15 protein-coding genes are annotated in these 16,942 nt (G+C 30.4%); all 15 read left to right on the forward strand.

The window, feature by feature from the left end:
• The first annotated feature begins 603 nt into the window (after positions 1 to 603).
• The gene (locus GAPWK_RS03640) at positions 604 to 837 is read left to right on the forward strand and encodes a Flp family type IVb pilin (protein WP_025314927.1); all 234 of its coding nucleotides are present in this window, start codon (positions 604 to 606) and stop codon (positions 835 to 837) included.
• A gap of 636 nt (positions 838 to 1,473) precedes the next feature.
• On the forward strand, positions 1,474 to 1,707 hold the full coding sequence (locus GAPWK_RS03645; protein WP_025314927.1) for a Flp family type IVb pilin: 234 nt from the start codon (positions 1,474 to 1,476) through the stop codon (positions 1,705 to 1,707).
• Between the two features lie 637 nt (positions 1,708 to 2,344).
• Positions 2,345 to 2,578: a Flp family type IVb pilin gene (locus GAPWK_RS03650; protein ID WP_025314928.1), complete on the forward strand. Its 234-nt coding sequence runs from the start codon at positions 2,345 to 2,347 to the stop codon at positions 2,576 to 2,578.
• Between the two features lie 1,037 nt (positions 2,579 to 3,615).
• Positions 3,616 to 4,923 carry a CpaF family protein gene (locus tag GAPWK_RS03655; protein WP_025314929.1) on the forward strand — a complete coding sequence of 436 codons (1,308 nt, stop codon included), beginning with the start codon at positions 3,616 to 3,618 and terminating at the stop codon, positions 4,921 to 4,923.
• A complete protein-coding gene (locus tag GAPWK_RS03660; protein ID WP_025314930.1) occupies positions 4,920 to 5,846 on the forward strand; it encodes a type II secretion system F family protein in 927 nt (308 codons plus the stop codon). Before GAPWK_RS03655 ends, GAPWK_RS03660 begins: the two co-directional genes overlap by 4 nt.
• A 24-nt stretch (positions 5,847 to 5,870) precedes the next feature.
• A complete protein-coding gene (locus GAPWK_RS03665) occupies positions 5,871 to 6,722 on the forward strand; it encodes a type II secretion system F family protein (RefSeq protein WP_158413572.1) in 852 nt (283 codons plus the stop codon).
• A gap of 59 nt (positions 6,723 to 6,781) precedes the next feature.
• Positions 6,782 to 8,125 carry a tetratricopeptide repeat protein gene (locus tag GAPWK_RS03670; protein WP_238551142.1) on the forward strand — a complete coding sequence of 448 codons (1,344 nt, stop codon included), beginning with the start codon at positions 6,782 to 6,784 and terminating at the stop codon, positions 8,123 to 8,125.
• A 48-nt stretch (positions 8,126 to 8,173) separates the two neighbouring features.
• Positions 8,174 to 9,031 (forward strand): SAF domain-containing protein, encoded by an 858-nt coding sequence (locus tag GAPWK_RS03675; RefSeq protein ID WP_025314933.1) that lies wholly within the window; start codon positions 8,174 to 8,176, stop codon positions 9,029 to 9,031.
• 2 nt (positions 9,032 to 9,033) lie between these two features.
• Positions 9,034 to 10,479: a type II and III secretion system protein family protein gene (locus GAPWK_RS03680; protein WP_025314934.1), complete on the forward strand. Its 1,446-nt coding sequence runs from the start codon at positions 9,034 to 9,036 to the stop codon at positions 10,477 to 10,479.
• An 18-nt stretch (positions 10,480 to 10,497) separates the two neighbouring features.
• Positions 10,498 to 11,670, forward strand: coding sequence for a hypothetical protein (locus tag GAPWK_RS03685; RefSeq protein WP_025314935.1), 1,173 nt, complete (start codon positions 10,498 to 10,500; stop codon positions 11,668 to 11,670).
• 18 nt (positions 11,671 to 11,688) lie between these two features.
• Positions 11,689 to 12,171 (forward strand): TadE/TadG family type IV pilus assembly protein, encoded by a 483-nt coding sequence (locus tag GAPWK_RS03690; RefSeq protein ID WP_025314936.1) that lies wholly within the window; start codon positions 11,689 to 11,691, stop codon positions 12,169 to 12,171.
• Between the two features lie 3 nt (positions 12,172 to 12,174).
• Complete coding sequence (gene tadF / locus GAPWK_RS03695) at positions 12,175 to 12,936, forward strand: tight adherence pilus pseudopilin TadF (RefSeq protein ID WP_025314937.1); 762 nt, start codon at positions 12,175 to 12,177, stop codon at positions 12,934 to 12,936.
• A 23-nt stretch (positions 12,937 to 12,959) separates the two neighbouring features.
• Positions 12,960 to 14,954, forward strand: coding sequence for a pilus assembly protein (locus GAPWK_RS03700; protein WP_025314938.1), 1,995 nt, complete (start codon positions 12,960 to 12,962; stop codon positions 14,952 to 14,954).
• 32 nt (positions 14,955 to 14,986) lie between these two features.
• Entirely contained in the window at positions 14,987 to 16,414 is a 1,428-nt protein-coding gene (locus tag GAPWK_RS03705; RefSeq protein ID WP_025314939.1) for an RCC1 domain-containing protein, read from the forward strand.
• The gene (locus tag GAPWK_RS03710; protein WP_025314940.1) at positions 16,414 to 16,869 is read left to right on the forward strand and encodes a prepilin peptidase; all 456 of its coding nucleotides are present in this window, start codon (positions 16,414 to 16,416) and stop codon (positions 16,867 to 16,869) included. The genes GAPWK_RS03705 and GAPWK_RS03710 overlap by 1 nt, the downstream gene beginning before the upstream one ends.
• Positions 16,870 to 16,942 lie beyond the last annotated feature (73 nt).

A 16,942-nucleotide genomic window follows, 5' to 3' on the forward strand; every position in this document is an offset into this window, starting at 1 on the left:
CGGTTCTGGTAACGGTAGCATGTAATTGTCAGTCTAATGTTAACCGCCCTTTATAAGGGCGGTTTATTCTTTATAAGAATTTGTGTAATTTTATTTTATAAGTCAACTGATTCCTCTAGATCATAAATTAGGCAATATATCTAAAAAGAAGTGTGCATCTGTTTAGGTTGATAGTTTTAACCTCCCGTTTTCTATCGTTTATATTTAATTATCATCTATTATCGTATCGGTTTGTCGCATATAGCATTTCATAATAATTAAACTAATAAAAACAAAACACATCTTATCGTTTATTGATAATATCAATTAAATTATTTTTCTTTTGTTGTTTGTAATAATTTTCAATTTAGTAAAGCGCCTATCCTCGAATTAATTATCAATAAATTAACATTAATTTAACTGTTAATTAGCTAATTTTAATGTTTTACAATTCTGGTTTTATATGTCTGGATTATTTTCAGTAAAATAAATTTCAATTAAAAAGATTAAAAAAATGCATTTAATGCTGGAAAAGCGATATTTATTCGCATATAATGTGAAAACTTTATAACGATAAAGTAAATTAATATTAAAAAATACGTAAACGTTTAGGAGAAAGCTATTATGTTATATTTATCAGCGGTTCGCGCTCAAGCAAGAAATTTTGCAAGTAAATTTATCAAAAATGAACGTGGTGTAACAGCTATTGAATACGCAATTGTTGCTGCAGGTGTTTCTGCGGTAGTTTTATATATCTTTGGTGGTAATGGTCCAGTTAAAGCCATGTTGAACAATGTATTTAATCAATTGTCAAGTAAACTATCTACTGTTGTTAGCGGTGCTGGCGGCAACAACTAATCAATTGTCAAGTAAACTATCTACTGTTATCAGCGGTTCTGGTAACGGTAGCATGTAATTGTCAGTCTAATGTTAACCGCCCTTTATAAGGGCGGTTTATTCTTTATGAGAATTTGTGTAATTTTATTTTATAAGTCAACTGATTTCTCTAGATTATAAATTAGGCAATATATCTAAAAAGAAGTGTGCATCTGTTTAGGTTGATAGTTTTAACCTCCCGTTTTCTATCGTTTATATTTAATTATCATCTATTATCGTATCGGTTTGTCGCATATAGCATTTCATAATAATTAAACTAATAAAAACAAAACACATCTTATCGTTTATTGATAATATCAATTAAATTATTTTTCTTTTGTTGTTTGTAATAATTTTCAATTTAGTAAAGCGCCTATCCTCGAATTAATTATCAATAAATTAACATTAATTTAACTGTTAATTAGCTAATTTTAATGTTTTACAATTCTGGTTTTATATGTCTGGATTATTTTCAGTAAAATAAATTTCAATTAAAAAGATTAAAAAAATGCATTTAATGCTGGAAAAGCGATATTTATTCGCATATAATGTGAAAACTTTATAACGATAAAGTAAATTAATATTAAAAAATACGTAAACGTTTAGGAGAAAGCTATTATGTTATATTTATCAGCGGTTCGCGCTCAAGCAAGAAATTTTGCAAGTAAATTTATCAAAAATGAACGTGGTGTAACAGCTATTGAATACGCAATTGTTGCTGCAGGTGTTTCTGCGGTAGTTTTATATATCTTTGGTGGTAATGGTCCAGTTAAAGCCATGTTGAACAATGTATTTAATCAATTGTCAAGTAAACTATCTACTGTTGTTAGCGGTGCTGGCGGCAACAACTAATCAATTGTCAAGTAAACTATCTACTGTTATCAGCGGTTCTGGTAACGGTAGCATGTAATTGTCAGTCTAATGTTAACCGCCCTTTATAAGGGCGGTTTATTCTTTATAAGAATTTGTGTAATTTTATTTTATAAGTCAACTGATTTCTCTAGATTATAAATTAGGCAATATATCTAAAAAGAAGTGTGCATCTGTTTAGGTTGATAGTTTTAACCTCCCGTTTTCTATCGTTTATATTTAATTATCATCTATTATCGTATCGGTTTGCCGCATATAGCATTTCATAATAATTAAACAAATAAAAACAAAACGCATCTTATCGTTTATTGATAATATCAATTAAATTATTTTTCTTTTGTTGTTTGTGATAATTTTCAATTTAGTAAAGCGCCTATCCTCGAATTAATTATTAATAAATTAACATTAATTTAACTGTTAATTAGCTAATTTTAATGTTTTACAATTCTGGTTTTATATGTCTGGATTATTTTCAGTAAAATAAATTTCAATTAAAAAGATTAAAAAAATGCATTTAATGCTGGAAAAGCGATATTTGTTCGCATATAATGTGAAAACTTTATAACGATAAAGTAAATTAATATTAAAAAATACGTAAATGTTTTAGGAGAAAGCTATTATGTTATATTTATCAGCGGTTCGCGCTCAAGCAAGAAATTTTGCAAGTAAATTTATCAAAAATGAACGTGGTGTAACAGCTATTGAATACGCAATTGTTGCTGCAGGTGTTTCTGCGGTAGTTTTATATATCTTTGGTGGTAATGGTCCAGTTAAAGGCATGTTGAACAATGTATTTAATCAATTGTCAAGTAAACTATCTACTGTTGTTAGCGGTGCTGGCGGCAACAACTAATCAATTGTCAAGTAAACTATCTACTGTTATCAGCGGTTCTGGTAACGGTAGCATGTAATTGTCAGTCTAATGTTAACCGCCCTTTATAAGGGCGGTTTATTCTTTATAAGAATTTGTGTAATTTTATTTTATAAGTCAACTTATTCCTCTAAATCCTAAATTAGGAAGTATATCTAAAAAAGGTAATTTAAGCATTTATATGTTTAACTTCATAATATTTCTCTTATACAGTTTAAATTGATAGTTAGACAATAACCTTATTATCCCTTCATGATCTAATCAATTGTAAAATATAATATTTTTAATAAAATTATTTAACAAAATGTTATAGCTTATTAAATACATAAACAAGATCTTTGATTATTAATTGTTTTAAGATAAATAATTAACATTATTGTTTTAATAATTAGTAATTTATAAAACCATTAGTTTCTTTTCATATATTTACCAATTATTTTGTTAATTATAAAATCTAGTCATACCTCTATTAGATTAACTATATGTTTTTTTATTTAATTTATATTAAGGAAATTAAAAAAAATACATTTAACGCTAGCAAATTTATACCAATTCGCATATAATGCAGAAAATTTTTGATAATAAAGTAAATTAATATTAAATATAACGTAAATTTTTGTATCAAAGGCAACTATAATATTTCGTTATTAGCAGCAAATTTCTTACAAATAGGAATTTTTACAGATTAAATTATCTAAATTGTATGTGATATAACTGCGAAGGTATTTATAATCATTGTAAGTGGTATTTATTCAATGATTTTATTGATGATATGTAAATGTTAAATGTTAAATGTTAAATGTTATATTTGATTCATTGAAATCAAAATTAACTGAAATCAATGATAAAAATATTTGTGGTTAATCGCTATTTTAATATCAACTTATCCACTTTATTAAAAAGATAAAGTAGTCGTTGTTTTAGAATGGTTTATTGTTGTTTAAATTTATAAGATAGAAGTTACCAGTACAATATGTTTGCTAGTAGCTTTTGTTAGTTAGGAGTTCGAACAAAACGCTATGGCTAATGAACAATTTAAGTTTTCAAATGAATGGGGTAAGGTTCGTGATTTAGTTTTTCAAGTACTAGATCTTGATTTGATTGATCAATTCAAAAAAGAACCAAACCGTGTTTTGCGTGAAATTCAAACTATTATTAGAGATATCATTAATTCAGGTAGCGCGTATATAACGGCAGATGAGTCCAATGTATTGGCAGGAATGATTTGTGATGAGATTGTCGGTTATGGTCCAATTGATTCTTTAATGAAAGATGAGACAGTCAATGATATTTTAGTAAATGGTCCTAATAGCATTTATGTTGAACGGGGAGGAATTCTTAGTAAAACTGATAAATTTTTTATTAGTGAACGCCAGTTACTTGATATTGCAAGGCGACTTGTAAATAAAGTAGGAAAGAATATAGATGAATCACACCCTTTAGTTGATTCTCGAATGCCTGATGGTAGTCGTCTTAATGTTGTAATTCCTCCAATTGCTATTGATGGCACTTCAATGTCAATTCGTAAATTTGGTAATGGTCACCGAACATTTCATGATTTAATTAGATTTGGTTCTTTAAATGAACATATGGCAAACTTTTTAGTGATTGCTGCTCGTTGTCGAATGAATATTATTATATCCGGTGGTACAGGTTCTGGTAAAACAACAATGCTCAATGCACTATCTGGATTTATTGGTGAGCATGAACGAACCATTACTCTTGAAGATGCAGCAGAATTAAGACTTCAACAAGATCATGTCGTTAGAATGGAAACGAAAAGTGGTGGTGAAGATGGGCGTGGCAAAGTAACTATGCGAGATCTCTTAGTTAATGCTTTGCGTATGAGACCAGACCGAATTGTTTTAGGAGAATGCCGAGGAGAAGAGGCCTTTGAGATGTTACAAGCTATGAATACAGGTCATAGTGGTTCTATGTCAACTCTGCATGCTAATACTGCTAAAGATGCATTAGCTCGTTTGGAAAGTATGATTATTATGGCTCAGTCCGAATTACCTATTGCCGCAATTAAGCGTTATATTAGCTCATCAGTTAATTTTATTATTCAAGTCTCACGTCTTCCTGATGGTCAACGTAAAGTAATGAGTATTACGGAAATTGTTGGGCAAGAATCAGGCAATATTGTTACTCAAGATGTATTTGAATTTCGAGTTGATGATGAGCGAGATACTAATGGTAAAATTCAAGGTGAATTTGTTTGTAATGGCTTAGTGAAACGCTCCGCACTTTATGAAAGTGCCCAATATTATGAAATGTCAGATATTTTAGAGAAACTGATGTTAAATGCTATGGGAATTCAATCATGATTTTTGTACTATCAGTAGCACTTATTTTTGCTGCTATTATGAATATTATTATATTGCGTCGTCGTCGAGAACGTTTGCAGGTTTTCTACAATGTTGAACCTAAAACTACGTCGTTATCAAGTTTAGTTGAAAGTCAGATTAATAGTAAACAGCAATCTTTCTTAGATGAGGTCTTATTTGATATAAATGCATGGATAAAATTAAATTATCGCTTACTAATGATGGGACCATCTAAAGCTAGAACGTTTATGTATATTTTAGTTGGAACTGTTGCATGTATTTTTTTAAATCAAAAATATCTACATTACGATATTTACGTTGTTATACCAGTAGGTTTTTATGTTTCTATTTCTATAATTTGTATTATTAGAAAAAAGAAACTTAAAACTGAATTTTATGCAAATTTTCCTGAGGCATTGAATATTATTACAGGTCTTATTGCTTCTGGTTATGCAATAACTACAACTTTTAAAAATTGTGCAAATTCTGTCGATGGAATCGTTGGCACAACGTTCAAAGAAATGAATGATAGATTAGATGTAGGAGATAGCGTTGAAAATGTTATGTTCAACTCTTATCTACAACTTCCGTTCCCTGAATATTATTTTTTCATTTTGACTGTAATGGTTAATCTTGATAGTGGTGGGGAATTAAAAGAAATTTTTGGTCGCTTAAGTAAAATGTTAACAAACAATCGAATTATGGCTAAAACAAGAGATGGTAAAACTGCTGAATTAAGAATGACCATGTATATCTTAGGTGTGATGCCTTTCGGGTTTATTTTCATACTTAGATTTGTATCCGAAACTAATTATGATCTTTTGATGAATTCAGATGGTGGTCGCTATATTTTGTACTATGTTATAGGTAGTGTTGTTATTGGTTTTCTACTTATTAAAAGTTGGATTAACAAAATTATTTAAATTATGAATATGTTACTATATATATTGGCATCAGTTTTTCTTATCGGTATTGGCTCTAGACAGCTATTTATCACCTATTCGTTTCTTAAAAACAAGGAAAAGATTAGTTTACTTCTGAATAATGAAAATCAAGAAAAAATTGTTCCTAAAAAACATCTGAATGAAAAGAATGCTGCTTTTGAAAAAATTATAGCAAAGAATAGTATATTTATAAGTTTTTTAAAAAATTTCCAGGATAAAAACATCTGGAAAATATATGCTGTTATTATTGTATTTTCAATTTTTTATTTGATAAATCAACTTGTTGAATTTATGGAAGTTGATTCAAGTCTATTATTGATTATCCTGTTATTCATTGTAATTTCAGTCATAATGTTACCAGATTTTATTGTTAAAAAACAAACAGCCAAGAAAATCAGAATGGTTTCACGGGATTTGCCATTAATTATTGATATGTTGGCAATTATGGTGAGATCTGGTATGACAGTTGAAAGTAGTTTTAGATATTTAAGTACAAGGGTAAAACCGATTAATAAAGATATTGCTGCTATTTTAGAAAGAGCTTGTTTAATGATGGATGTTAATGGTATTGAACTTTCAATTGATCTAATCCAACGTGAAGTACCCTGCAAAGAGGTTAGAATGTTTTGTGTAACATTAAAAAGAAGTATTAGCTATGGCAATTCCATTTTTGACGCTTTATTAGATTTATCAACTGAGATTCGAGAGTTGCAGCGGTTAACTATAGAAGAAAAAATTGCTGCTCTTGCCGCTAAACTAACAATACCAACGATGGTATTTTTTCTAGCACCAGTCCTTGCGATTATTGCTGGACCTGTTTTTATGAATATTCTGTCAACGTTTAATAGGATGTAGAGATAATGAATTATTTTTCAAGATGCTGTAAATCAAGAAGGTTATTAGAACCAAAATTTATGGTTGTATGTTCAATGTTACTTTTTGTTGTTGGGTGTCAGAACAGTACATTAAAGCATGATGTGGATGAACAACAAAAAATTTACATTAATGAAACAACGAAAAATTATGGAGGTCTAATTGAACTGTATAAACAGCGCTTGCAACGTGCAGATACAGAAGATACCAGACATAAACTTGCCAGAGCTTATTATCAGACAAATGATTTTCAAGCTGTAAAAAGAGTTTTGGAACCTATAATTAAAAAAACCAAGAATGATGGCATTCTCATTTTGTACGGTCATGTTGAATCTAGACTAGGGCATAATGATACGGCATTAGAATATTTGAATAAGGCAATTGAAATTAATAGTAAAAATGGTGAAGCATATAATGTTAAAGGTATTGTTTTACTCAAAAAAAGACAATACGATGCTGCTCGATATGCATTTAATGAAGCCAGAGAAAACTTTTATGATGAAAATAAAGTTACTAATAATTTAGCTATGTTATCAATTTTAAATAAAGATTATACTGAAGCTTATAATCAGCTTAATATTTTATATACAAAAGGTTATCGCGATTCAACAATTCTTCATAATTTACTTTTTACATTAGTAAAATTGGATAGAATGCAATTAGCGAAATCATTCTGTCTTACACATAAACTATCTAATGAACCAGATATCTTAGTGCAAGAATTAAAACGAATTGAACCAATTGATGCTATCAAATTTAATGAAATCAAGCCTTCACAAAGTGATATTCAAAAACAATACACAACTGAAAAAACGACAGGACAGTTAGCATTTAACAATTCAGAAACAGAAGTTGCTATTAAGTCTAAAAACCAAAATAAATCAGCAAATTCAACTAAATCATTAACTCCAGCTAAATCAGGATCTAATGTTAAACTGTCGAATATGACTAAATTAGATCCTGCGGATTCATCTACTAATGTAGCGTCTACTTCTCAGAAACAAACAGATAAAACAGCAATCACTCAGTCTACCATACTAGCAGTTCGTTCTGGAGAACATGGGAAATTTAGTCGAATTACTTTTGAAACTGAAGCTAAATTGAGTAAAAAAAATTATTTAATTGAAAAAATTTCACCAACAGAATTTAAATTGTCATTTTATGATGTGACACTACCTGCTGAGGGAATCGATAAAATTATCAAACGTATATCAAGTAGTGAACGCGATTTTGCTACTGTTAAAGGAACCTTAACCGCTGAAAAAACATTGATTCTAGAAATAAAAACTAAACAAAACTCAATAGTGAAAGATTTTTATGCTGGACCTAATTCTAAAGGAAAAGCTCACTGCTTTGCGTTTGATTTTTACTTAGAAAAGAAATAAGTGCAACGGAAAAAGTAATAAAAATAATATAGTCGGAGTGGAGTTTGCATGAAAGATAAAAAATTAATTGTTCTATATTTAGCCATGATAATTGTGGGGCTAGCCTTGCTTTTTACTAAGTCAGCTCCCCCGCCTGTTGAGCAGAAAGCAGAACCTATTGTCGTGGAACCTCCTAAAAAGGAAGAGCCTAAAACTGAGATTATTAATGTTGCAGTGGCAAAACGTGATATTAGTAAGAAAACGATTTTGACAAAAGATGATTATTATTTTAAGTCAATTGAAGTTGCTATTAATAGAGAAAGACCTAATTTTATAACTGAACCGGCTAGACTTGATGCTTACGTTGCTAAAAACCATATTGCAAAAGATACAGTGATCGAAGAGAGTCTTGTTGCATCGCCGAATTCAGAAGATTATATTTTATTAGCACTTAAAGAAGGAAACTACATGTTTCCATTTAACTTAGACCCAATAGATTCTTATTTAATGAAGAATTTGAAAAGCGGGGATTTGATTGATCTTTATGTGTTTTATGGTGATGAAACAGAAAGAAGTGCCAATAGCAAAGAGGAAAAATTAGTCTCACCTAGTCGTGATTTTGTTAAAAATCGTTTAAAACCGATTATTGTCGGGAAGAAAGTTTTATACTTTGATCGTGGAGAAGATGACTTAGACAAAAATTATAACAAAAATAATGTTGCTCAGGTTCAATTGGAACTTTCAAATCAGGAAATTAAATTATTAAGAACTTTAATGACAAACTCCACAATTATTATGTATCCAAGTACATTCAAAAAAAATGTTGAAGATGGATTACGTCTCCTAAGTGATAAAGAAAAAAATTGGCCTCTATCTGAAAAAGATATTTTTTCAGGGACACGAATTAATACGTTAAAAGGTAACTAAGAATGCTAATAAGAATTAAATCAATTATCAACGCGATCAAACTTTTAGTCTGTTTATTATCTATTGGTTTTTCTTCGCTGACCTTTGCTAATATTCATAACTTACAGATTGGTCAGAGTAAAACGTTAATGTTACCTGAAAATGTTGGTACAGTGTTTATTAGCCAAGATAGCATAGCAAATTATGAGGTTATTGATGGTAAATCATTAATTATATACGGGAAAGCAAATGGAAGAGCAAGTTTAATAGTTTATGATAGTGATAATAATATTATAATTAATGATACTATTAATGTTGATCCACTTTTATATCAAATTACAAATAGACTTGCACAAAATTTTCCGAATAGTACTATAACAATCGACCGCTACGACAGTATTGATACTGGTGGTAAATTTGTGTATGTAGTAAGTGGTACTACGCCAGACAGCACAACAAAAGGTAAAATAATGGCACTTATAGGTTCTTCAATTGGGCAAAATGCAGAACGTGTAAGAATGGAGTACAGTGGCAGTACAGGGCAAGGTAACGAAGCTCTTACATTTCAAGATTATTATACCTACAGTAATATAGTAGATAATATTAAAGTAATAGAAGAGTATCAGGTTAATGTACAACTAACCTTTGTAGAAGTTAGTAAAGAGTTTACTGATTCACTAGGTATAGAATGGCAAAGTTTAACTCTTGACAGCATGACTTCTAGTGGTTCTGATACTACCACCATCAACTCAATTGGTGAATTTTCCCTATTAGGGATAAGAAAAGGATTAAATATTCATAATATTACTACTATGATCCGCGCTATAAAAAATGATCGTTTAGCTAAAGTATTAGCACAACCTAATTTATCTGTGCTGTCTGGTGAATTTGCATCGTTTTTGGTTGGTGGTGAAATACCTATTGTTACTAAAAACAAAGAAGGTGATTCAAGTGTTACTTACAAAGAATATGGTATTAAGTTGAATATTACCTCAAAAGTTAATAGTGATAAACGCATAAGATTATTTATGGAAAATGAAGTGAGTTCAGTTTCTGGTTCCTATTCTTTTAATAATTATAATATTCCTACGTTGACTTCTCGAAAAACAAAATCCACTATTGATTTATCTGATGGTGAAAGTTTTGTTATAGCGGGATTAATTACTGAAAATGATCAAGAACAACTATCTCGTCTTCCTTTTATCAGTGATATTCCTATTTTAGGTGCATTAGCACGCAGTTCATCAGCTAATCGTTCTAAAACTGAAATGATTGTTTTTGCGACAGTAAATTTAGTTACATCAAAAAACAGTTTTGATAATAATATTGAATTACCAACTCTAGAGCGGACGGATGTAATCAATAGTTTCTTCAATATTAAAAATAATATGAATAAAGAAAGAAATAAAACAATACCAGCTTCTAACGAAAGTGAAAAATTTATTAATGATATGGGCTTTATTGAATAAAAGGTTAATGGGATTCTTATGCAATTATTTGGTAATAAAAGAGATACAGATACATCATCAAATGTCCCATCACAAGAATTTGTTGTTGGACGAATATCTGGTTATAAAGTAGCTATTGTAAGTAAACGAGTTGAATTGATTGAAAAAGTCCGTTCTGTCCTGTTTTTGTATAATATATTGGGGATGGAGATTATTTCATTAACTTTACCTGAATTAAAAGAAACACCTGAATGGAATCAGTTTGATGCGATAATTGTTGATATCCAAAGTGAGGATGATGCTGAACAGATTTCAGAAAACATTAATCGATGTATTCCTATCCAAGCAACGACAATACTTGTTGGTAGTTATGATTCAATTCAATTTTCTGAATTTTTATTGAAAAAAGGAATTTATTTCTTATTGGAAAATAGTCAATTAGAAAAGATTCCAGAAATTTTACATAAGAGAAGTATTACACCGCCTGGATCAAGTCAAAGAGTAGGAAGTGTTATAACTTTCTTAGCTACTAAAGGTGGAATTGGGAATTCATCTTTGGTTGTTCATACTATCAAGAAGATTAGTGATTTAACAAATTACCCACTTCTTTACATACAAGGAGCAACGACAAGTTCTAATGCTGATTTTTTATTTGAAATGCCAATACCTGACGATGGTTCACTAATTGACGTTGGTAATTCTTTACAGGTTAAAGTAGAAACTAATGAAAAGGCTTGGAATTACAAAGACCTTAATTCTGGAGAGTTCAATATTACTATTATTGATCAAAACATGGGATTATCTTCGTCGTTTAAGCATTTTGAGGAAATTATAACTTTTTCTAATATTATTTTTATTGTAATAAATAGAGATCCTTATTCTATCAAAGTTGCCAAGAAAATGTTAACTGAAATTTCTCGAGCCACTACTACAAATTACGATTTACTCAATAAGCGATTTTTAATTTGTTTAAACGATAATGTTCCATATGATAAAAAAACAGCTTTACGTGATTCAGATATTGAAGATTTTTTAGAACGGAAAATTGACTTTGTACGTAAATTTGTGCCAAGTATTGATAAATTCAAAAAAGCAAGTGAAAGTGCTGAAATAAAAGAAATAGCTGCAGCTATTATTGGTAATAAAGCAATAAATGGTGCTCAACAAAAAACTTTCTTTCCGTTACTGAAGAAGAAAAAAAACAGTTTTTAAAAAAGAAGAGAAAAAGTTATGCTGAAACGTTGGAGATTATTTGCTGGTGAAAAAAATGGAGTTGTTACAATACAGTTTGCCGTTATTTTTCCTTTTTTACTTATTCTTTTTTTGATAGCGTTTGAATTTAGTCGAATTATGATTATTGGTTCGGCACTAGATTTAATGACTACAGAAATAACAAGACGGACAGCAATCACTGAGCAAGACGATTATGCAGAGAAAATTGAAGGTCTAATTCAATCTGAAGTTCCTTTATGGCCTTATATTGCTGATACTAAGAATTTCAGTGTTAATTTAAAATATTGTAAAAAGGTGAGTGAAGTTGTTGGTGATCAATGTCAGAGCGCTCTTACTGATGAAACCCATATATTACTATTTGATTTAAGATATCAGTATTTCTCAGTTTTTTCTCAACTTTTTAGTTTTCTTGATACAGCTTTAACAAGAAAAGTTGTTGTTTATCGTGAATTTATCAAAAGTGAAATGGTAGGACAGTAAGTAATGAAAAAATATTCTAATAATTTTTTCCATAATAAAAATGGAGCATTGTCAATTGAGTTTGCATTTTGTTTCTTATTGTTTTCTATCTTAGTATTCATAATTTATGATATGTACGTTACTCTTATGTTACAAAATAAGTTAGAACGTGCAAATTATACTGTAGCATCTGTTTTTCGTGAAAGATCAACTTTATATCAAGATAAATTAAAAAGTTTACATGATGTTTATAGGGCAGGTTTGTGTTCCAAGCATGATCATAAAACTTGTTATGACTCTTATGAATTATATGATTCTGATCAAGTAAAGGAAATGAGTGATTTAGCAAGTTCGTTGATGAATAATCGCGAAATTGCTGTGCAGATAGAAGCTTTATTTATTTTACAAGACCCTAATAATCCAGGAGATTTAAATAAAGCTAGATTAGTGGCGACTCAAGGTAAAGATTTTTTGTCATGCCCTAAAAGCATATGTAATGGTTCAATTAAGAGTTATTTTAATTCGTTACCAGCTATGGATAATCCTTCAAGTAATTATCAACAGCTTGCTCCTTATGTTCCAAAATTAGTAGATTCATCAATTGCGATGACAGGACGTTGGGTTCCTTTATATCGTGTTTCTATGTGTATTGTTAATGAGGAAAGCCTTTATTTAAGATGGATTAATTCAAATAGAAAAGACTCTGGTGTTATACCAAATCTATGTAGTAACGTTGTTGTGTTATCACGTTGTAACAATGCAAAATCTTGTCCAGCTTATTTTTAAAAGTATGCTTTTGAGAGGATGATATGAACAAAAAAAATCCATTAAAACAAAATAATCCCAAGTTATCTTTTTTGAAGTGTACTTCTGGATCAGTCCTTATAACTATGGCAGTTATGCTTCCTGCTATTTTCACTTGTATGGCATTTTCAATTAATCAAGCATACATCATGCGTAATCGAGCTCAGCTTTCTGAAGCTACAAATGAAGCCTCATTAGCAGTTGTAGCTATAGATAACAAAAATATTGATGATGACGCCAAAAAGCAGAATCGAAAGATAGCATTGAATTATATAAATTATTTTATTTCAAAAAAAATTGGTAATGCATCTCAGACTGATACTAATTTGTTAGAATCAGGAGCTCAAATTAATGTAGATTATGACGAAAATAGAAAAGAATATTATGTCTACTATAACCAAAAATTTGATTCAATTACTAAAAATGAATATGACGAAGGAAAAAAAACACAACAGATTGTTGTGAGTAATAAGGATGAAAGTTATGGTAATACCAGAAAATATCAGAATCGTGATTCAATTGATTTTGCTTTTATCAGCGATTTTTCTGCTTCATCGACATGCCGATATAGTGATGTAGATTGTAATGCTTACTCTCCAACCAATTATGCTCAGCGACGTCTCGACTATATGAAGGAAGCAATAGTAGATATTATTAAAGAATACGAAAATTATTCAGAATATCAGTTTGCACTAGTACCATATGACATTGGTGTCCCGGTAGAAAGCAAAACTATGAATGAAGCTGGTGGTAAAAATTATGATTGTTCTGTTATGTATAAAATGAACAAATATTATGATTCAATTGATTATAATTTTTGGGCAAATAAGAATATTGCATATACAAATTGGCATAAATTAAAAAAAGATGGTGTTATTAGTGATTATACAAAAGCAAATAATTATTTTAATAAACATAGTAAACTAGTTAATTACTACATGGATAATTCGTATTATCATTATTATTCAAATCTAATTGGGCCTGCATTAAATTCTGATCCTGATAATATAAGTGACATGGAAGTTTTAAAGGGAGCAGGTTTATGTTATGAAAGGACAAGTCTTTCGGACCGACTTGATAAAGGGCAAGCTCAATGGGCTTGTGGTACTAATAGAAGCGATCATCCTGAAAAAAATAAAAAAGAAATAGAGAAAAATTACGGCTATGTAGTTCAATTGTTTGATTATATGTTCTCTGGTGATTATGATGATGATGTTCATTATTCATTTGCCAACACCAAAACCGTTGATGTAGAAGGCACAATTGAGAGTTTATTTAAAAAAATCAAAAATAATATTATTACATTTGAACGTCCTATATCACCTGTGACTGCGGAGTTTTCACCTTTCATGGGCATGTGCCAATCACCTCTTTATAGTAATAATATTATGGATGAAGAAATTGTTGCAGCCAAAAAAGTAACTGATGCAACATATAAGAAAATTGCGAAAGGTAAATATATCAAGAATTTTGAATCTACACCTCATTTAATTCCTTTTAGTGATAAAGCAAACCATAATCGTGATCTTTTAGATAATATTAAAAAAACAAATTGGATGCCTGGTGGTGGTACTGATACTATAACAGCTCTATTAAGAACAGTACCTGTAATGGCTGAAGGGCATGGTAATAATAAAGTTATGATTATTATTAGTGATGGTAAAGACGATGCAGGTGCAGCCGTTCTTAGAGATAAATTTTTAGATAATGGTGTTTGTCAAGCAATTACCGGAGGATTAAGGAGTGAGGACAACTTTAAGAACGGTTATATAACAAAACTAGCTAAAAGTGCGATTATTTACTACATAAAACTGACTCCTAATGCTAGTAATTTAAAAACGGATGCTCAATATGAAGCTGAGTATGGTAAATGGTTTACAAAATGTATGAATGGTAACTCTATGTTCTTAATGGAAGCAAAAGATAGGAAGTCGTTGACTGATGTTATAAGTAAAATTATCGAAATTGAAACAGGAAAATTCATAAAAAAACCAGAGTAAATATTAATAGAATTAAAATAGGAGTATAAGGAATGAAAGTAATAAAAATTATAATACCGCTTTTGGCTTGTTTTTGCCTTCCAGCTTTAGCTGACGACTCAAAAACTGACGCTATTGTATTATCAACACAAACAGCAGTTAAAACGAGTTCTCGCGTAAATCTAAGAAGTACAGGAGTAACTCTTGAAAATGGTGATGTGTGGGTCTGGGGTTATAGACGCCAAGGCTTGCAAGGTAATGGTATTAGAAACGTAAACAGTAGCAGTGAACCAGCTAGGGTAAGAAAATTCGTTGAAGATGGACTTAGTATCATTCAAGTCGCAGCCGGAAAATATCATATTATTGCACTCGATGAAAATGGTGATGTATGGGGTTGGGGGCGTAATAGACATAGACAAGCAGCTGGCGGAGTTTCAGACGAACATTATGTAATCAGCCCTGTTAAAGTGCTGTCTAACAAAAAAATTGTTAATATCTATTGTGGTGATTATGCGTCCTATGCATTGTCGGCTACTGGTGAAGTTTTTGCATGGGGAAGAGGTAATCGTGGTGAAATCGGAGTTGGTAATAAAGTATCAAAACAAAGAGTCGAAAGGGTAAGTATACCAAGCGGAAAACCAGTTTTCACAATGGGAGTCGGCACGCGAACTGCGTATGCAATTGATACTGGTGGAAATATTTGGACTTGGGGAGAAGTAATCAGTCGTAAATTTTGCCCACCTGATAAAAGGACATGTAATTATGTGATTAGTCCACAAAATATTACTAGTGATTTAAAAGTGCCAGCTGTAGGTATTACTTCTGGACAACAAATAAAAGAAATCTCAGGAGGTAAAGGGTTTGTTACCTACCTATCACGGACAGGATTAGTTTACGGTTATGGAGCGATTAGGTATTTAGCTGATGGACAATTTGATGAAGATTCTCTTGATGAGGATGATGATGAGGAATGGGATGATGATGATGAGGATGCAATTAATCGTTTAGAAGATAAAGAAGATGAAAATGATGATGTGGATGATAGATTAGACCCAAAAAGAATAACTAAGGAGCCAATGAGTATTATTGGTCCAAATTCACCGGATATCAAAGAAAGTGTCGGTTATTCACTTTCTTGTCGTTATCGTGGATGTTTTGCAATTACTAGACATAAAAGTTTATTAACATGGGGACAAAAAGGCAGTTCTACTATAAAAGGAATACTTTATGGTCAAAAGAAAACTGGGTCAGTAGTACAAAGAAAACCTAAAGGAACATTAACTAAAGTTGATGGTGGTCAAGAATGTATATTTTATTGGAATGAAGACGGAGAAGTTTATGGTGTAGGTAAAGGTAGACAGCGAAGATTTAGTCTGTCTGATAACCACATCCGAAAATGGAATGAGTCTAGATTAGATTTCTTAATGGATGCTATGCATAATGTTTATGGTTACGATTATGTTCTAGGGCAAACAAAATAATGATTAATCAAGGATTAGTTAACGATGTTGTTCTTTTAACGATTTGGTTGTGTCTGTTAATTTCTTGTTATACAGATATAAAATATCGGATAATTTCAAATTATATTGTCATAATTATATTTGCTTTAGCAATTTTAAATTATGCCTTTGGTCAGGGAGCACTAAATTATAGTGCTTCTGGTATATTTTTAGTCTGTGGCTTATTGATGTTTTATTGTCGATTAGTAGGTGCTGGAGATATAAAAATAATTACTGCACTTTTAATAACTATTCCTGGAGATAGTGTAATATTTTTCTTTGCAGTGACTACATTTTTGGGATTACCTCTGGCAATCATTGCAATTATCTATAAATGGCTAAAAAAAGTAAAGGGCGGTATTACATTACCTTATGGTGTTGCAATTACAGGTGGTTATCTTCTTACTTCATTGACTTTCTTTAGAGTATTAATTTAGCCAAGCATTTTATATTGTTATTTTTAATGTGTATAGGCTTTGATGTCAATTCTATCCCCTCTAGTTGAAATAT

Source organism: Gilliamella apicola (genome assembly GCF_000599985.1).
GTDB classification, from domain to species: domain Bacteria; phylum Pseudomonadota; class Gammaproteobacteria; order Enterobacterales; family Orbaceae; genus Gilliamella; species Gilliamella apicola.